Source organism: Shewanella sp. BJSY2023SW005 (assembly GCF_047314585.1).
Classification (GTDB): Bacteria; Pseudomonadota; Gammaproteobacteria; order Enterobacterales; family Shewanellaceae; genus Shewanella; species Shewanella algae.
Window position 1 is genome coordinate 95,256 of record NZ_JBKORJ010000045.1, and the last position, 17,778, is coordinate 113,033.

The following is a 17,778-nucleotide window of genomic DNA, read 5'->3' on the forward strand; positions in this document are numbered from 1 at the left end:
CAATTTTTGCCACGGGGATACACTGATGCCATAAACCTACTGGAGTAAAAAACGGAGTAAAAAACATGATCCTTATCTTAGGTGCATCCGGCCAATTGGGCCGTCTGGTCAGCCAAGCCTTATTGGCAAAGGTTCCTGCCAAACAGTTGAGATTGGCAAGTCGCCACCCTGAACAATTGAACGAGTTTGCTGATGTAGAGAAGGTCTTTGCCGATTACAGTGACCCGGCTTCACTCTCGAAAGCCATGCAGGGCGTCAAACGCCTGTTATTGATCTCGGGTGATGCACCCAATGATCAGAGACTGCAGCAGCACATGAATGTGCTCAGCGCCGCCAAGGCCGCCGCTGTCGAACAATTAGTTTATACCAGTTTCCAATTGGCGACCCTGGACTCGGCATTCGACTTTGCCCGCACCCATGCGGCAACAGAAGCTGCAATAGTTCACTCTGGTGTGCCTTACACCTTGGTACGTAACGGTCCCTATGCCGAATTGCAGTTGGCCGGGTTGGAGCACACTCTGGCAACAGAAACCATGCTCAATGCCGGTGAAAATGGTTTGTTTGCCCCTGTGTGGAAGGCCGATCTGGCAGAGGCCATCGCCGGCATTCTCTCATCGGAATCGCCTGTAAGCAGCCATCTTGGGCAAACCTATACCCTGACAGGCCCGGAACTGTTGAACCAGGCCCAGGTGGCACAATACCTGTCGCAGGTGAGTGGCAAAAACATTCGGCTGCAAAACATTTCAGTCGCAGAGCTGGAGCAGATTTTCCTCGGGATCGGCCTCCCCGGTTTTATGGCCAAGGCGTTTGCCAACAACTCCAAGGCGATAGCCGATGGTGAATATCAGCAGCAAAGCGCAGATCTGGAACGTCTGCTGGGGCGCCCAGGGCATTCACTTAAGGCCCTGTTTGAACAGAGCCTCATTCAATCCTGATACCCGATATCGCGTGCCACAGTTCCTCCCTTTGCCTGGGAGGGACTGTGATTGTTAATCATCATTGATCACTCCCATCTTTATCCCGATTGGTATTACACTGGTGCGGCAGTAATTGAGCCAATCAAAAGGGAAAGCACATGAGCAAGCCGGAAGATTTTGCCACCATCTATGCCAGAGCGTGCGAGCGCAAAGGCGGCGCCGAGCGACTGGAGAGCCTGTTACCCAGAGTCTGTTCCACGGAAGAATTGCTGGAATATACAGATGCCGAGTTGCTTTCAGCTCTCAGCAAACAGGTATTTCAGAGCGGCTTTGTCTGGAAAGTAGTGGAACACAAATGGCCGGCCTATGAAGAGGCCTTCTTTGGCTTTGAACCCATGAAAGTGTTGATGCTCTCCCCCGAGCAGTTGCAGGCCAGAGGTGAGGACAGTCGCCTCATTCGCCACCAGAAAAAGACCCAGGCCATTTATGATAACGCGCTCATGGTGCAGGATATTGCCAGAGAACACGGCAGCCTGGCCCGATATATCGCCCTCTGGCCGGTGGAGGAGATCACCTCACTGTGGCAGGAACTCAAACGCCGTGGTGCACGCTTGGGTGGCAATACCGGCCCCTATTTTCTTCGTGGCATAGGTAAAGACAGCTTCCTGTTGACCGCTGATGTTCAAAACTATCTCAAGAGTCACAAACTGGTGGACGCAGGCTTCAGCTCAAAGAGCGGCTTGGCCCAGGTACAAGCTGTATTCAATCATTGGCAGCAGAGCAGCGGCAGGAGCATGGCCGCCATCAGCCGCATCCTGGCTTGTAGCACCGGGGACAATCGTATCTGAGGCCTGAGATAAATTTGTCTTGAATACAGACAAAAAACAGTTGCAATCGAAAATGAGAACCATTATCATTTGTTCTGCGTTCCAAAACTCATCCTTAACTGAGAGTCAGTTAACCGCTAGTCGACTGAGATTTGCTTGAAGTTATGGTGTTCCTGAGTTTGCAAAGCACGACATTGCTCACACACTCTTTTAGGCCGGGTTAATTACCCGGCCCTTTTTTTGGCTGATTCTTATTGTCAGAGCTTTATGCTCCTCCTCTCCGCCAACTATTTTCATCCCTCGCCGCTGTTTTTAAATTTTGATGCCCCTCTCTAACAAACCAATATAGAGGGAGTCAGGCGCTAAGGAAGGTGCAGCCATCTGGATTTAGCCCCAAAACTACCAATGACTACCGGCCTGCACCTTAGATTTAAACTAATTTAAAATTAATAAGTTAGGTAGATTTTTGGGTCGGACATCCAAGAAAGGAGGAATAGCACTGGAAAACTTTATCGCCAAAGGTCAAAAAATAGTTGCAAACATAAATGAGAACGATTATCGTTAACTTGCGTTCCAAAACTCATCCTTAGCTTTAGGCCCGCAGTACCCGCTGAGAGTTATGGTGTTCCTGAGTTTGCAAAGCACGACATTGCTCACACACTCTTTGTGGCCGGGTTAATTACCCGGCTCTTTTTTTGTTTTTTCACGCCAAGCCAAGAGCCTACCCGAACAGCAAACCATCATAGGGGCCTGACTGATCCTCTTTGGCCATATGGTAAATACTGACAGTAAACAGCGTCCCCTTACCTACTGTCGAACTGACCTCTATGGTGCCACCTATGCGTTTGATAATACCGTAGCTCAGCGACAAGCCCAGCCCGGTACCATCCTTACGGGTGGTATAGAAGGGATCGAATATCCGACTCAACTGCTCTTGCGGGATCCCAGAACCTTCATCTTCAATCTCTATCTTGATCCCCACAGGTTCGTCCTGTTCCACCCAGTCATAGGTACGGATCCAGATCCGCCCCTTGCCATCCATAGCATGAGCAGCGTTGACCACCAGATTGATCAGCACCTGCAGCAGTTGCGGACGATTTACCTGCACCGGATAACTGGCGTTCAGCTCAGGCAACAACACCACTTCCTGCTTACCCAGTGAGTGACGTACCAACAGCTGCATCTCTTCGATAATAGGTGTGATTTGATGCATCTCCAGCGGCGCATTGAACTCGCCGGGACGGCTGTACTGCAGCAAGCTGCGGATAATAGTGCTGATACGCCCCACCTGCTGGATGATGAGATCTATCTCCTCTTCGACCAGCTCGGCGTTATCCCCAAGCTCCACCCGCAGCAGTTCCATATTGCCGAGGATTACGGCGGTAGGATTGTTGATCTCGTGGGCAATCCCAGCGGTCAACTCCCCAAGGGCTGTCAGCTTTTCATTGGTCACCAACTGCTGACGGGTTTCGTTCAGTAATTGCACGTTGCGCTGCAGCTCTTCGGTTTTTTCCTGCAGGCTACGGGTACGTTCCTCGACCTTCATCTCCAGTTGCTCGGCCGCCGCTTGAATTTGCGCATTGCGGCGCTGCAATAAATCGAGCATGCGGTCGAACTGCTCGGCCAAGTTGGCCAGCTCATTGTCTCTGTCCAGTCCCAGCTCGCCGATACGCAGATTGCGCCCGGACTGCACCGCCTTAACCACTTGGTGAATACGCTCTATCGGCTGCAACAAACTGTAGGCGCCGCGATAAACCAAGAGCCCGGAAACCAGCAACACCAACATCAAAATGGTGCCCAACTCTATGATATTAAGCAGATAGTTATGGATAAAAGGCGACTCGGAAAACCCGGAATAGATCATGCCTATCCGCTGGCCACGAATATCGGTCAGCGGCGCATAGGCCGAGATAAACCAGTCGTTGTAAACAAAGGCTCTATCGACCCAGAGTTGGCCCTTGACCAACACCTGCTGACGCACCTCCTCGGACACCAGGGTGCCCAATGCCCGGCCGCGATTTTCATCCTCTTTGGGGAAGAAATGCAGAGGCACATTGGTGCTGATGCGGATATTGTCGAGGAAGATAGTCACAGTGCCTATGGAACGCTCAGGCAGTGTGCCCTTGTCATAGACCAGATCGCGAATATGGTCGACGATGCGAGTATTGCGATTAAACAGAATCCCTCCATCCAGATACCAGCCAACCTTGCCGTTTTCATCGGCTACCGGCAGCAGGCTGCGGCTGAGCATGCCCCGCTCTTCCACTTCTCTGTCGGGATTTTGTGCCCTTAAGGTCATTTTCACCGGGATCTTGGCACGCTCGGCCAACTCGGGATCGATTCGTGCCAGCCGCGAGGAGGAGAGCACCATCAGCCCTGAATAGGCCCTTTGCCCCTGAACCAAGGGCAGCATCTGCCGCAAGTCCGGATCGGCCGCAGCATCGGCAATTCTGACCAGACGCAGAAAATCGAGATCCAACACCTTGCGCTGTTGATCCAGGAAAGCATTGAGATCTTTCTGCTTCTGCTGTTCACCTTCGAGTATCGAACGAAAATGGGTCTGGAAATCGAAGGACTGCATCACATGTTCGAGCTGCTTTTCCTGACGCTCCTGCACCGCGGCCAGCGTGTTGTTGGCCACTGTCAGGTCGGCCTTGACCTTCATAAACAGCTGTTTGCCTGTATAGCTGATATTCCAGTAAATGGTGATAAACACCAGGCTCACCAGCATCAGCAAGATAGGCAACAGAGTCAGGATCAGAATGCGATAACGCACCTTTGCCTGCAGCTGCTGCCAGCTCAGGCCAAAGAGCCGTTTAAACAGTGACAAGCTCAGACCTCCGACTCGCAGTCAAACCACTCTTTGTATTTACGATCCAGTGTTTTGCGAGACACTCCCAGCACCCGGGCTGCCGCCGACTTATTGCCGCCGTGGGAGTCAACCACGGCCGTGACATGGTCTTTTTCCACATCCTTGAGCGCCCAGTCGTGGGGATAGCCAGGCTGGGCATTCAGTTCGGCCTTGGGCTGTTCTTTCCAGTATTCCGCCGGTGGCTTACCCAGCAGAATGCAGCGCTCTATCATGTTACGCAATTCGCGAATATTCCCAGGCCACTGATGTTGCTGCAGTTTGAGCAGGTCTTCATGGCTCCAGACCACCTCTTTCACCCCGAGCTCTGCGGCCAACTGGCGGGTAAAGTGATGGGTCAATTCCACCACATCATCCGGCCTTTCCCGTAATGGCGGGATCACTATGTCGAGCACATTGAGACGGTAGAAGAGATCGCGGCGGAAATGCCCGGCTTCCACTTCATCGGCCAGCTTACGGTTGGTTGCCGCTATCACCCGAACATCAATATTAACTTCTTTTTCACTGCCAACCGGACGAATCGCCTTTTGCTCCAACACCCGCAGCAAGGCCGTCTGCATTTTCAGCGGCATCTCCCCGATCTCATCGAGGAAGATGGTGCCTCCGGAGGCAAAGCTGAATAGACCTTCGCGATTGCCTTTGGCACCGGTAAAAGAGCCAGCGGTATGACCAAAGAGTTCACTCTCCAGCAACTCGGGAGCGATGGCGCCGCAGTTAACAGGCACAAACGGGCCCTGACGACCACTGAGCAGGTGAAGTTGCCTGGCCACCAGCTCCTTACCCGTGCCGGACTCACCTTCGATAAGCACTACGGCATTGGTCGGTGCCACCCGCTCTATCACCCGCTTGACCTCCATCATGGCATCACTGTTGCCTATGATGGTGGAGGAATAGCCACTGGACACTTCCCGGCGCAGCATCAGGTTTTCCCGCTTCAGCAAGCGCCGCTCGATGCAGCGGTCGACCGCCTTCATCATCTGCTCCAGATGGAAAGGCTTCATGATGAAGTCGGAAGCGCCGGCCCTGAGTGCCTGAATCGCCACTTCCATATCGGCATAGCCAGTCATAAAGATGATGTCGGAGCGCCGCTCCTGATCATCCAGCGCCTCACGCCACTCAATACCTGAGCGGCCGGGCAGACGTATATCCACAATCAGCAGATCGAAGTGACAACGGCTGCGCAGTTGTTCGGCTTCTTCTATGCTGGCAGCGGTTTCTACCAGGGCAAATTTCTTTGCCAGCGCTTTGTTGAGGAAACTGCGCATACCGGGCTCGTCGTCGACGATCAACACGGACACGGCAGAAGGCATTGGCTTAGACTTTAGTGGCTTTTCTATCTGGCTCATATTGTCGGCTTCAGGACATTTTGACTCAATTGAAATAGATTCTATCATTGATACGGTAAAAATTGGTCACTATGAACCAGAGAAAAAGCCGGTTGGGACAATTTGTCTGATACTTATTTACCAAGCTTGGGATCCAGTTCACATATTGGATCCCTCAATATCGGTTTATAGCAAACATTCGTTTTTGGCACCCAAATTGCTTTAATGGGTGCGAGTACAAGGCCGTGGCCCGCAGGCTTATGGGTTAGGCCCACTTATTAAAATCACGCCAAGGAGCAATAATGTTGAACTTGAAACAACTGCTGGGTCTTGCCATTGCGGCAGGCCTGATGATCTCTGCCCCGGCTTCCGCTCAGGAAACCATCAAGCTGGCCACTACCACCAGTACTGAAAACTCAGGTCTGCTGGGTTACCTGCTGCCAAAATTTGAATCTGAATCAGGCTATAAGGTACAAGTGATTGCCACTGGTACAGGTAAGGCTCTGAAACTGGGTTCTCAGGGTGATGTGGATCTGGTAATGACTCACGCTCCTGGCGCAGAAGCCAAGTTCGTCGCCGACGGTTTCGGTGTTGAGCCTCGCGGCATCATGGAAAACGACTTTGTTATCCTTGGCCCCAAGAACGACCCAGCCAAGGCCCGTGACAGCAAAAATGCCGAAGAAGCCTTCGCCAAAATCGCCAAGTCAGGTGTACCTTTCGTATCCCGTGGTGATGACTCAGGTACTCACAAGAAAGAGCTGATCATCTGGAAAGCCGCCAACGTGACTCCAGACTTCAAAGGCTACACTTCTGTAGGTCAAGGTATGGGCAAAACCCTGCTGATGGCCAACGAACTGCAAGGTTACACCCTGTCTGACCGTGGTACTTTCGTGGCTTACAAAGCCAAACTGGACCTGGGCATCGACTTCGACGGCGGTGCCACTTTGGCCAACCCTTACCAGGTTATCCTGATCAACCCTGCCAAATACCCTGATCTGAATCACAAAGGTGCACGTGCCTTCAGTGATTGGTTGATTAGCAAAGAAGCACAAAGCATGATCAACAGCTATAAAGTTCAAGGCGAACAACTGTTCAAGGCAACTTACGGCAAATGAGTGAAGGCTGGTTAGCCCTTATACAGCAGGCCCTAGGCCTGCTGTTTTCCAGAGACCCTGAAGTCTGGTCTATTATCTCCGTCTCTTTCTCGGTATCTTTCGCGGCACTGCTGATCACCTTGCTGCCGTCCATGATACTGGGGTTCGCCTTGGCGTTTGTTCAGTTTCCCGGCCGCTGGCTGGTGACTAATCTGGTGCAAACCCTGCAATCCATTCCCACTGTGGTGGTGGGCCTGTTGGCTTACCTACTGCTGACCCGTAACGGCGCCCTGGGCGACCTGCGCTGGCTCTTTACCCAAAAGGGGATGATCCTCGGACAGATGATGATCTGCGCCCCGGTACTGATAGCCATGAGCCATGCCGCCTTCACCAGTGTCGACCGCCGCGCCTGGGAAACCAGCCGCACCCTGGGTGCCAGCTGGAGCTCGGCTATCTGGGTGGTTTGCCGCGAACTAAGAGTACCGCTGTTACTGGCGATTATCGCCGCGTTTTCCCGTATCATTACCGAAGTCGGCTGCTCCATGATGGTTGGTGGCAATATAGCCCATGTTACCCGTAACATACCCACCGCGATTTCGCTGGAAACCAGTAAAGGGGACTTCGCCCAGGCCATAGCCCTTGGCTTGGTACTGCTGGTGCTGGCACTGATACTGAATTTTGCTCTGGGTACTCTGCGCGGCAGGGCCAGTCCCAGAAGTCATTAGGACGCTTGATGATAAAGCTGATAGCCCAAGATCTTGAGATGCGTTTTGGTGAACGCCTGTTATTTCGCGCCCGGCAACTGGAGTTTTGTCAGGGTGAAGTCATCTATCTGCAAGGTGACAATGGCTGCGGTAAAACCACTCTGATGAAACTGCTGGCCGGTTTACTCAAACCCAGCGCCGGTACCATCTATACCCAAGGATTTCCAGCGACGCCCTGGTGGCGAGGTGATACCTTGCTCGGTAAGGCTATTTACCTGCATCAGCACCCATACTTGTTTGAAGGCAGTGTCAGCTACAATCTGCAACTGGCGCAAAAATACAGCGGCTTGAATAAAGCCGAGCAGCGCACTAGGATGCAAAGCGCGATAGAACATGCCCAGTTGGGGCAACTGCTCAAGACCAACGCCTCAACGCTGTCCGGCGGTGAACGGCAACGGCTGGCACTGGCCAGAGCCTGGCTGTTGAAACCCAAGTTACTTATGCTGGATGAACCCATATCCAATATGGACAGAGCATCGCAACAAACCGTTTTTGCTATGATTGCCGAATTGAAGCAACAAGGCACAGGGCTGCTGATCAGTAGCCACCAGCATTCAGAACTGACAGCACTTTGTCACCAACATTGGCATATAGAATCACAACAACTGACAACCTCAGCCAATTTGACCCTGGCCACGGAAGAACTGCAGGAGGAGAACTATGTCGCAGCGCATTGATGCGGTGATACTCGCCGGAGGCATGGCCAGGCGTATGGGCGGAGAAGACAAAGGCCTGGTAGATCTGCTGGGGCGCCCCATGATTGCCTACGTTATCGACAGGGTAAAACCTCAAGTGAATCAGATCCTGATCAACGCCAACCGCAATCAAACACGTTATGCTGAGTTCGGTTTTCCTGTCATTGCCGACCTGGAACAGGGTTATCCCGGGCCGTTGGCGGGAATGATCAGCGCCCTGGATAAGACAGATGCCGATCTGCTGTTGGTGGTGCCCTGCGACTGCCCTTTGCTGCCCAAAGACCTGGTCGAGCGTATGGCGCAAAAGCTGCAGGCGTCAGAAGCGGATCTCGCCGTGGCATCCGATGGCGAGCGTGAGCAACCAGTGGTTATGCTGCTCAAACCGACGGTGAGGGATTCGATGCAGGCGTTTCTCGATTCTGGCAGGCGCCGTGTCGATCTCTGGTACAGTGAACACCCGGTAGTGGTTGAATCATTCGCCGATCAACCCAGCGCCTTTATTAACGTCAACACCAACGAACAAAAACAACAACTCGCGGCGGAAATATCCCAAGCTTAAGAGGTTTTTATGAGCACTGTCTTTACCAATCCCCTGTCCATTCCCGTGTTGGGCTTCTGCGCCTACAGCGGCACAGGCAAGACCACGCTGCTGAAGCAGTTGATCCCTGAGCTGAATCGTCGTGGTTTAAGACTGGCAGTGATCAAGCACGCCCATCACAACTTTGATATTGATGAGCCGGGTAAAGACAGCTATGAGATGCGCAAGGCCGGCGCCAGACAGATGTTGGTGGCCTCCCATGTGCGTTGGGCCTTGATGACTGAAGATCCGCTGGACAGAGATCCGGACCTGCTGCATCTACTCGGCCAGTTGGAACAGGACAAGGCCGACCTGGTGTTGGTGGAAGGCTTCAAGAAACTGGCGCTGCCCAAGATTGAATTACACAGAGCCGCCCATGGCAAACCCTTTATCCATACCGAGGATCCCAATATCCTCGCAATCGCCTGCTGTGATGAAACCAAGCTGCCGGGGGAGATCCGCCGCCTGGATCTCAACAATGTGGCGCAAATTGCTGATTTTGTGCAGCAGTATGTTCGCGAGTATCGCCCCGAATTCAAGTCCTCTTCAGCAAGAGCCCTGCCCTTAAGTGCCTGTGAGCTCGGCAGCGAACAAAATCTGTCGGTACGTCAGGGCATCGACCATATCCTGGAGCAAGTCAAACCCGTCACAGAGACAGAGCTGTTGACGCTCGATGAGGCCGACAATCGTATTCTGGCCCAGGACGCCATATCACCGGTGAACGTACCGCAGCAGACCAACTCGGCAATGGATGGTTACGCCTTCGCGTTTCAAGACAATATGTCACAATCCTTTGAACTGAAAGGAGAAGTGCTGGCCGGTCATCAATATTCTGGCCAGTTGCAGCCGGGTGAAGCGGTACGAATTATGACAGGTGCGCCGGTTCCTCTTGGCGCAGATACCATTCAACCCAGAGAGCTTGCCACCGAAACCGATGGCAAGGTCAGCTTCAGTGGCAAAATCTATCGCGGCCAGCACGTGCGTCTGGCGGGTGAAGATATCGCCCAAGGTGCCGTGGCCCTTGGCAGTGGCACACGTTTAGGCGCTGCCGAACAAGGCCTGCTGGCTTCACTGGGACTGTTTGAGATGCCCCTCAAACGCCGCCCCAGAATTGCCGTATTTTCCACCGGCGATGAAGTCAGCCAACCCGGCACTGAGCTCAGGGCCAACTGCATCTACGACTCCAACCGCTATACCATCAAGGCGATGGCCAAACGCCTTGGCTGTGAAGTGCTGGACTTGGGGATCATCGAAGACTCGGAAGCCGTTCTGAGCCAAACATTGAGCCAGGCGGCGAATCAGGCCGATGTGATTATCAGCTCGGGCGGGGTGTCTGTCGGCAATGCCGATTATATCAAGACAGTGCTGGCCCAGCTGGGGGAAATCAACTTCTGGCGTATCAATATGCGCCCGGGACGCCCATTGGCGTTCGGTAAGATAGACCAAACATTGTTCTTCGGCTTGCCCGGCAATCCTGTGGCCGTGATGGTCTCTTTCCTGATGTTTGTTCAACCGGCATTGCGTAAACTGGCCGGTGAACCAAGCTGGCAGCCAAGACTTTTGCCGGCGATTGCCGATGAAACCATGCGCAGCCGCAGCGGCCGCACCGAATTCAGCCGCGGCATCATGACCCTGGGAGATGACGGCCAATTGCACGTACGCACGACCGGTGCCCAGGGCTCAGGCATGCTCAGCTCCATGGTCAAGGCCAACTGTTTGGTGATTATCGGCGAGGCAGATGAACGCATAGAGGCGGGTGAAACCGTCTATGTACACCCGTTTGCAGACCTGCTCTGAGCCTGCCCTTGAACAGCCTGAGTGACGGCTTTGGCCGCAAAATAGAGTATCTGCGCCTCTCCATTACCGACAGGTGTGATTTTCGCTGCATCTATTGCATGAGTGAAGACCCCTGTTTTCTGGAGCGGGAACAGGTATTGAGCCTGGAGGAGCTGGCCTTTATCGGCCGCGCCTTTACCGAGCTTGGCGTCAGCAAGATACGCCTCACCGGCGGCGAACCCTTGGTTCGCAGCGACTGTGACCGCTTGGTGGCGCAGCTGGCGGCACTACCCGGGCTCAAGGATCTTTCCATGACCAGCAACGGCTCCAGGCTGGCCAAGCTGGCTCCGGCGCTGAAAGCCGCCGGCTTGAACCGCCTTAATATCAGCCTGGATACCCTAAAGAGTGATCTTTTCACCACCCTGACCCGTAACGGCAAGCTGGAGCGGGTGCTCAAGGGCATAGATGCTGCCAAGGCGGCCGGCTTTGACAGGATCAAGATCAACGCCGTGATCCTCAAGGGCCGCAACGAAAACGAAATTATCGATCTGCTGGAATATTGCCGTCAAAAGCAGCTGGATATCGCCTTTATCGAAGAGATGCCTCTGGGTGTTATGGAAGAGCGTTCTCTGCCAAGACACATGAGCAGCAGTGATGTCAGGGAAATTATCAATCAACGCTGGCCCTTGAGCCTGTCATCCAAGCGTACCGGCGGCCCGGCACGTTACTACAGCATGGCCGACAGCCCTATCCATATAGGTTTTATTTCACCCCACAGCCATAACTTTTGCCATGAGTGCAACCGGGTCAGAGTCACGGCCGAAGGCCGCTTGCTGCTTTGCCTGGGAAATGAACACTCACTGGATCTGAAGCAGATCATCCGCAGCCATCCTGGTGATATAGACGTATTGAAGCAGGCTATCTTCGAGGCTATTCAGCGCAAGCCCAAAGAGCATCACTTCGATGATCCCAATCAGGTGCAGATCTTGAGGTTTATGAACAGCACAGGTGGCTGATACTTGCCACCGTGCTACACTGGCGATTCGACCTCAACCAAACATTCTTGCCCATGGCACTGACCCGCAAACAGTGGAATAACATCATTATTCTGGCCTCCATTCTGATGGTGTCGGTACTGACCTTGCTGGATAAACGCATGAACTCAGTGCCCGATACCCGCGAGCTGTTTGACAGCAATACTGAACTGCAGCAGCTGCAACTGGGCGGGATCTGGTTGGCACAGGCCGCCAATGGCCAATGGCAGTGTGATCCCAAGGTGCTCAATTGCGCCGACTGGAGTCAAGCCTGGCTCAGTATTCGGGTATCACCATTGGCAAGTAAACCAGAACTCACCCAAGATGAGCGGCCACGAGAGTTGCTGCTGAAAGTCAGCGGCGCTGCCGAGCCACAACTTTGGCTGTTCTATCCCCATCAGGGACTGCTTAAATCTGCCGCCGGGAACTGGTATCTTATTCCCCCCAGCCTCAGAAGTGGTGTTGTACCTCTGCTGAGTGTATCCACAAGCTGATAGAGCAGAGAGCCTTATGCCAGAATTGCCGGAAGTGGAAGTGACCCGCCTCGGGGTTGCGCCGTATCTTGTTGATCAGACCGTCAGTAACCTTATCGTTCGTAATCCTTCGCTGCGTTGGCCGGTACCCGAAACGGCCCGCAATATCATAGGACAGACCATCAGAGCCGTGCGCCGCCGCGCCAAATACCTGCTGCTGGATACAGATGCCGGTACCTGCATAGTGCATCTAGGGATGTCCGGCAGCCTGCGGATTTTGCCCCGTAGCACACCGGCTGAGAAGCACGATCATATAGATTTGGAATTGGAAAACGGCCGGGTGCTGAGGTTCAACGATCCGCGCAGATTCGGTGCCTGGCTCTGGTGCGAGTTGCCGGAAACGGCTCATCCGCTGCTGGCCAAACTGGGGCCCGAACCTTTAACGGATGCCTTCAATGTCGAGCAACTACACGCGGCGCTCAAAGGCAAGAAGAAGGCGATAAAACTCTGTCTGATGGACAATGCCATTGTGGTGGGTGTCGGTAATATCTATGCCAACGAAGCCCTGTTTGCCGCCGGGGTCCACCCGCAGGCCGAGGCCGGTAAAGTGGATAAAGAGCGGCTGACAGTGCTGGTCGCCGAGATAAAGCTGATCCTGGCCCAGGCAATCAAGCAGGGGGGCACCACACTGAAAGACTTTACCAATGCCGAAGGTAAACCGGGTTACTTTGCCCAGAAGCTGCATGTCTATGGCCGCGGTGGGGAAACCTGTACCCAATGTGGCCATATGTTATCCGAAATACGCCTGGGACAGCGCACTACAGTGTTTTGCAGCCTGTGCCAAACGCGCTGAAGCACAATCACTCCCGCATCCACTGTCCCGGGTGCGGCGTGTGGTAACTGACCATGGTCTTGGGGGCCTGACACTCGGGCAAACTCGCCGAAGCCCCAAGTAAATACCACTCCTCTCTGTGGGCTGTGCCCATGTTCTGGCCCTTGCTCATATTAAAGCAATCAAGCGTTATCCCACCGGGAACCAGGAGATAACGCTGTTTACCTTGTTGCAGCCACTGCCAGGCCCTGCGTTCCTGCTCGGCAGTGGAAGCCAGATAACTGAAGTGGGTAATACTCATGGGAGAAAACAGAATAAACTGCTCCTTAAAGCGGATCAGCCCAAGCTCGGCATCTTCACCTATTACCTCGGCCGTGTGCTGCATCAAGGCTTTGGGAGTACGTATCCCATCGAGCAACAGATAGCCCCAGCTACTGACCAAGGCCCAACCAAGAATAGTCACCACGCCGGAGCGGAGCAGCGAAGGTTGTTTCCTTAACCACCAGAGCAAAATAAGCCAGGAGGAACCGAGCACCATAAACAGATAACCGATACCTGTGAGATCATCGGTATAATCAGCCAGTCTCTCAAGCAATTTGGGATGGTGCAGCAATGCCAGCACGCCCAGAGTCAGCAGCAAGCCCCCCAACAACCACAGCAAGGCGGAAACCAGGCGCTCAAACCATAGACACAACTGTGCTCCCTGCAGTGCTGCTGCAATGGCCAGCGCGGCCAGCGGCAGTGCCGGCAAAATATAGACATTACGCTTACCTGGGCTGATGCTGAAAAACACCACCACCAGCAAGACCCATAACAGCAAAACGGCAATGCCAGGGTCGGCCTTGATAGCCGCCCAGAGTCGCTTTCCGTAAGCCAATGCCAATAGGGGCAGCGGAAACCAGAGCCAGGGAATGACACTGAAAACAAAGAAATACCAGGGCTTGATATGATGCCAGGCGTTGACGTAACGCTCACCCGTCTGCTTAAACAGAATATTGTTCATATATGCCAGGTGTTCCGGGCTTGCCGATGCTTGAACCGTCAGCACCATGGGAACCAACCAGAGCGCAATTACGGCCAGCATAACAACCGGCCCCAATACTATTCGCCAGCGCCAACTCTCTCGCCACAAGCCCTTTTGCCAACTGTACACCCCCAACGGCAACAACAGCAGCAAGGGCAGAAAACCAACTCCCTTGGTGATAACTCCCAGCCCCATAAAGCCCCAGGCGGCAAAATACCAGCCCCAACTGGGTCCCTTGAGGAAATGGCGCAGCAAGCCATAGCACCCTAAAGTTATCCAGCACATCACCATGGCATCTATCTGGGCATTCTTGGCCTGCATCAAAAACTGCGGCACCAACATCAGTAGCAGAGCGGCGTTGCGCCCGGTGCGAACATTCCACAGCCTTGCGCCCAAATCGTAGACCAGCATCACGGTCAGCAAACCACACAGGGCATTGGGCAGTAAGAAAGCCAGCTTGAGGTCTCCAATCAAGGCGTAACAAAGTGCTATGGCCCACATGAAAACCGGCGGTTTGTCCGGATAGAATTCGCCACCACGGCTGGGAAACAACCACTGACCGCTGCTGACCATTTCTCTGGCGACTTCGACAAATCTAGGCTCGTCGGCAGGCCAGGGAGAGCGGAATCCTATTCCCAACAACATAATAAACAGAGTCAGCCAGAACAGTGCCCAAAACACTTTTGTGTAATCATCACTGTCAAAGTAGCTACGCAGCCAATTCATCAAAGCCCCTGTTTATCTGTAACCAAATCATCCACCTGACGGCTCAGACGATTACGGTAAAGGTAAGTTCCTATGGCGCTGGAAAGCAGCAATAACACCAGGCTGATACCGAGTTGATACTGATCAGACAAGCCCAAGCCGGCTCCCGCATAGGCAAAGATCAGCATCTGCGGCAGGTAGCCGATGAAACTGCCGATTAAGAAACCGCTGGCAGGCACCCGGGTTGCCCCGGCGAAGAGATTGGTCAATAGGTTACTGCCAACAGGTAACAGCCTGATCATTAAAACTTTAAGCCAGGTGCGATGAATGATCAGCCGTTCAAAACGTTGCAGCCGCGACCCAAAGCGCTTCTGTAGAAACTCGCGCACCGTCAAACGGGCACAATAAAAGCTGAGGAGACAACCCGCCAAGGCGGCAAAAGTGGAAAACAGGGCGCCCACAGCACCACCAAGCGCGAAGCCGAAAACAAATGCGATGATCTGCCTCGGGCCGCCCACTGCGGTAAACAGAGCGCCGACAGCAAACAGTAACGCCACTCCGGCAGGCCCTTGGCGGTGAATAAAGTTAGCGACCCAGTTACTGTCGGTGAGATGCTCAAACCAGCCGGCCTGAACGGCCAACATCAGCCCAAGCAAGACGGATATCAACAACAGCGTCTTTAGCAGGCGCTTCAGTTTAGTCCCGGCGGCTGTATTCAATGCTGTCTATCTCGGCAATTTTGGCCCGGCGAATCAACCACATCACCCCGAGGATATCGACGATTCCCACCCAGAGTCGATTCCAGGCGGTATATTTGGAAATACCGGCTTGTCTGTCTCTGTGATTAACCACAGAAATCCGCACATCACCGCCCATACGTCGGATAAGCGCCGGAATATACCTATGCATATGGTTGAAATAGGGGAGTTTCAGAAAACTGGCTCGCGGAAAGAGCTTAAGACCGCAGCCGGTATCCGGGACGCCATCGTGCAATAAGGCATCGCGTACCCTGTTGGCAAAACGGGATTGAAAGCGTTTCCAAGCCGTATCTTTACGGTGCTTTCGATAACCAGCGATGCAAAAATCAGCACTGTTCATTTCCGGGATCAGCCGGATCATGGCGGGAATGTCGGCAGGATCATTTTGACCATCGGCATCCAGGGTCACTATATATTCCCCTTTGGCCTCGCGCACACCTGTGCAGATAGCCGTGCTCTGGCCTGTACTGCGTTTATGGCGAATAACTCTGGCATCACAGCTGTTTTGCTTTGCAGTTTGCAACACTTCGTCGGCAGTATTATCGCTGCTGCCATCATCTACAACCAGAATTTCAAAAGGGGTTGTCGTTGCTAAGGCCTGACAGATCTCATTAATGAGAGGGCCTATATTTCCGGCTTCGTCTTTGGCGGGTATTACGACTGAAATCAAAAATAAGCTCCCGGGTTCCAAACTTGGAACTGATTAAAAAACAACCTAAACAGGAAGTAGGTCTGGATGCAATATAGCTGTAGTTTCTTAAGGCCAAATTACGTTAATGCCGTTTTTTACGCAATCATTCCGTTTAAACTTGGTAACATTTTCTTTATGAGCATAAAAAAGCCGGCTAGGCCGGCTAAACTTGGTAACATTCTTGTGGCTGGGATTAAAAAAGCCGGCTATACAGGCTTAGTTAAGCAGTTGTCACTCAGAACCTGTACTCATAACTACCAAACAAACTGGCATCGTTATCGTTATAAGTTGCAAACTCTGAACGGGAAGCTGTGCCACCAAAAGTCATCATCCCCTTCAGCAAGGGCATACGATAGCTGAGTTCCAACATCAGCAAATCTTCCTTGGCGGGTTTTGGGGCCCAACCATTATTTCGGTTTTTACCGTCTTTGTTGAGCTGAGCATAGCGCAGGTAGGCGTTAATACCATGGCTGTCGGCAAATTGCCCTACCAAGCCCAGAACGTAGACCTTGGCATCGCTGTCATAGGTAGAACCCAAGGAACGTTTGTAATAACGGGAACCACTCAAATAAGTAGTATGCTCATAGAAACAGTTGAACACATTGGGATCACCACCACAGGCAACCAGAGTATCCGTATACTCAAAGAACAGCTTATATTGCTGCTGCGCCAGGTTGAAGCGGGTATCAGCCCCCACCAGCACGGCGCAGTCGGCAATCTGCCATGGCGCCGAACCGCTGGAGTCTTCACAGGTGCGCTCCAGATAGAGACCAAAAGGCACATTAAACAGGGTATCGGCATAACGAACGTCGAAACCTGCCATCTGGTTACCTATCTTGGTATTCATTGAAGGGTCGCAGTTCGGGTCACCATCAGCACACTCGGTTCCACCGGAAATAGCATCCCAGAATGAACCAAAGCCGCAATCCTGCCCCTCTCCACAGAATTGTGTGGTCCAGGAAAGGCCTATTTCCAACTGTTTGAAGGGCCTGACACTGCCGCGCATGTTCCACAGCAGGGTGTCTTCAACGGCTCTGTCGTCATTCATCCAACTGAACCCCGTAGTCAGAGTCCAGGGGCCAATCCAAGATAACCAGGGAGTTTCAAAACCCGCAGCATTGTTGCGACTGAGCATGACAGATGGCATGGGGCGGGCATTGTTTGACTTGTGCAAAGCCGAATCAAACCCCGGCCCCCACCACTGCTGCACGGCACCCGCAGTCACTATCCAGTTGCCCAGCATCAGAGCCATGTAGGAGTCATCCAAACGGGCACTCTCATCATCCTGGGCGTCATAGGCACCGGTTCCCGCAGCCTTGAAGGCAAAACGTTCTCCGACATATTCATATGAGGCGCTCAGTTGGCCCTTTTCACGGTAGTCAGAGCCAAAATGTTGAAACCGGGCGGCATCCGTGGC

Annotated in this window: 16 protein-coding genes; 10 read left to right on the forward strand and 6 right to left on the reverse strand. The window is 53.1% G+C overall.

From position 1 onward, the window contains the following. Nucleotides 1-65 precede the first annotated feature (65 nt). On the forward strand, nucleotides 66-935 hold the full coding sequence (locus ACMHXI_RS13805; protein WP_109247434.1) for an NAD(P)H-binding protein: 870 nt from the start codon (nucleotides 66-68) through the stop codon (nucleotides 933-935). Nucleotides 936-1,075: 140 nt separating this feature from the next. Then, the gene (locus ACMHXI_RS13810) at nucleotides 1,076-1,765 is read left to right on the forward strand and encodes a DNA-3-methyladenine glycosylase I (RefSeq protein ID WP_025889011.1); all 690 of its coding nucleotides are present in this window, start codon (nucleotides 1,076-1,078) and stop codon (nucleotides 1,763-1,765) included. A 700-nt stretch (nucleotides 1,766-2,465) separates the two neighbouring features. Here ACMHXI_RS13810 and ACMHXI_RS13815 read toward each other — a convergent pair. Both ACMHXI_RS13815 and ACMHXI_RS13820 read right to left on the reverse strand, forming a co-directional pair. Then, a complete protein-coding gene (locus ACMHXI_RS13815) occupies nucleotides 2,466-4,574 on the reverse strand; it encodes an ATP-binding protein (protein ID WP_117200148.1) in 2,109 nt (702 codons plus the stop codon). Between the two features lie 2 nt (nucleotides 4,575-4,576). Next, entirely contained in the window at nucleotides 4,577-5,959 is a 1,383-nt protein-coding gene (locus ACMHXI_RS13820; protein ID WP_025009087.1) for a sigma-54-dependent transcriptional regulator, read from the reverse strand. A gap of 281 nt (nucleotides 5,960-6,240) precedes the next feature. Between ACMHXI_RS13820 and ACMHXI_RS13825 the strand changes: the two genes are divergently transcribed. From ACMHXI_RS13825 to mutM, 8 genes are read left to right on the forward strand one after another with little or no spacing between them, the layout of a single operon-like run. Then, entirely contained in the window at nucleotides 6,241-7,053 is an 813-nt protein-coding gene (locus tag ACMHXI_RS13825; protein WP_045283803.1) for a substrate-binding domain-containing protein, read from the forward strand. Continuing rightward, nucleotides 7,050-7,757 carry an ABC transporter permease gene (locus ACMHXI_RS13830; protein WP_101053233.1) on the forward strand — a complete coding sequence of 236 codons (708 nt, stop codon included), beginning with the start codon at nucleotides 7,050-7,052 and terminating at the stop codon, nucleotides 7,755-7,757. Before ACMHXI_RS13825 ends, ACMHXI_RS13830 begins: the two co-directional genes overlap by 4 nt. Nucleotides 7,758-7,765: 8 nt before the next feature. Beyond that, on the forward strand, nucleotides 7,766-8,473 hold the full coding sequence (locus ACMHXI_RS13835; RefSeq protein ID WP_117200147.1) for an ATP-binding cassette domain-containing protein: 708 nt from the start codon (nucleotides 7,766-7,768) through the stop codon (nucleotides 8,471-8,473). Beyond that, the gene (mobA, locus tag ACMHXI_RS13840) at nucleotides 8,457-9,050 is read left to right on the forward strand and encodes a molybdenum cofactor guanylyltransferase MobA (protein ID WP_221051659.1); all 594 of its coding nucleotides are present in this window, start codon (nucleotides 8,457-8,459) and stop codon (nucleotides 9,048-9,050) included. The genes ACMHXI_RS13835 and mobA overlap by 17 nt, the downstream gene beginning before the upstream one ends. A 9-nt stretch (nucleotides 9,051-9,059) precedes the next feature. Then, nucleotides 9,060-10,865, forward strand: a complete 1,806-nt coding sequence (locus tag ACMHXI_RS13845; RefSeq protein WP_413735219.1) for a bifunctional molybdopterin-guanine dinucleotide biosynthesis adaptor protein MobB/molybdopterin molybdotransferase MoeA — start codon at nucleotides 9,060-9,062, stop codon at nucleotides 10,863-10,865. Between the two features lie 8 nt (nucleotides 10,866-10,873). Further along, nucleotides 10,874-11,860 (forward strand): GTP 3',8-cyclase MoaA, encoded by a 987-nt coding sequence (moaA, locus tag ACMHXI_RS13850; protein ID WP_045283806.1) that lies wholly within the window; start codon nucleotides 10,874-10,876, stop codon nucleotides 11,858-11,860. A 53-nt stretch (nucleotides 11,861-11,913) separates the two neighbouring features. Next, nucleotides 11,914-12,372 (forward strand): hypothetical protein, encoded by a 459-nt coding sequence (locus ACMHXI_RS13855; protein WP_025009083.1) that lies wholly within the window; start codon nucleotides 11,914-11,916, stop codon nucleotides 12,370-12,372. A 16-nt stretch (nucleotides 12,373-12,388) separates the two neighbouring features. After that, nucleotides 12,389-13,204, forward strand: a complete 816-nt coding sequence (gene mutM / locus ACMHXI_RS13860) for a bifunctional DNA-formamidopyrimidine glycosylase/DNA-(apurinic or apyrimidinic site) lyase (RefSeq protein ID WP_044735569.1) — start codon at nucleotides 12,389-12,391, stop codon at nucleotides 13,202-13,204. Between the two features lie 7 nt (nucleotides 13,205-13,211). Here mutM and ACMHXI_RS13865 read toward each other — a convergent pair whose 3' ends face one another. The 4 genes from ACMHXI_RS13865 to ACMHXI_RS13880 form a co-directional block, all read right to left on the reverse strand. After that, nucleotides 13,212-14,933, reverse strand: coding sequence for an ArnT family glycosyltransferase (locus ACMHXI_RS13865; RefSeq protein WP_218996772.1), 1,722 nt, complete (start codon nucleotides 14,931-14,933; stop codon nucleotides 13,212-13,214). After that, nucleotides 14,933-15,607, reverse strand: coding sequence for a TVP38/TMEM64 family protein (locus tag ACMHXI_RS13870; protein WP_107111588.1), 675 nt, complete (start codon nucleotides 15,605-15,607; stop codon nucleotides 14,933-14,935). The genes ACMHXI_RS13865 and ACMHXI_RS13870 overlap by 1 nt, the downstream gene beginning before the upstream one ends. 1 nt (nucleotide 15,608) lies before the next feature. After that, the gene (locus ACMHXI_RS13875) at nucleotides 15,609-16,340 is read right to left on the reverse strand and encodes a glycosyltransferase family 2 protein (protein WP_028780379.1); all 732 of its coding nucleotides are present in this window, start codon (nucleotides 16,338-16,340) and stop codon (nucleotides 15,609-15,611) included. Nucleotides 16,341-16,596: 256 nt separating this feature from the next. Continuing rightward, on the reverse strand, nucleotides 16,597-17,778 hold a 1,182-nt coding region (locus ACMHXI_RS13880), incomplete at its 5' end, for a capsule assembly Wzi family protein (protein WP_413735223.1).

Bases quoted from the DNA above. Each gene is read 5' to 3' on its own strand.
- ACMHXI_RS13805 (WP_109247434.1), top strand. From the start codon at position 66: ATGATCCTTATCTTAGGTGCATCCGGCCAATTGGGCCGTCTGGTCAGC.
- ACMHXI_RS13810 (WP_025889011.1), top strand. From the start codon at position 1,076: ATGAGCAAGCCGGAAGATTTTGCCACCATCTATGCCAGAGCGTGCGAG.
- ACMHXI_RS13820 (WP_025009087.1), bottom strand. From the start codon at position 5,959: ATGAGCCAGATAGAAAAGCCACTAAAGTCTAAGCCAATGCCTTCTGCC.
- ACMHXI_RS13825 (WP_045283803.1), top strand. From the start codon at position 6,241: ATGTTGAACTTGAAACAACTGCTGGGTCTTGCCATTGCGGCAGGCCTG.
- ACMHXI_RS13830 (WP_101053233.1), top strand. From the start codon at position 7,050: ATGAGTGAAGGCTGGTTAGCCCTTATACAGCAGGCCCTAGGCCTGCTG.
- ACMHXI_RS13835 (WP_117200147.1), top strand. From the start codon at position 7,766: ATGATAAAGCTGATAGCCCAAGATCTTGAGATGCGTTTTGGTGAACGC.
- mobA (WP_221051659.1), top strand. From the start codon at position 8,457: ATGTCGCAGCGCATTGATGCGGTGATACTCGCCGGAGGCATGGCCAGG.
- ACMHXI_RS13845 (WP_413735219.1), top strand. From the start codon at position 9,060: ATGAGCACTGTCTTTACCAATCCCCTGTCCATTCCCGTGTTGGGCTTC.
- ACMHXI_RS13855 (WP_025009083.1), top strand. From the start codon at position 11,914: ATGGCACTGACCCGCAAACAGTGGAATAACATCATTATTCTGGCCTCC.
- mutM (WP_044735569.1), top strand. From the start codon at position 12,389: ATGCCAGAATTGCCGGAAGTGGAAGTGACCCGCCTCGGGGTTGCGCCG.
- ACMHXI_RS13865 (WP_218996772.1), bottom strand. From the start codon at position 14,933: ATGAATTGGCTGCGTAGCTACTTTGACAGTGATGATTACACAAAAGTG.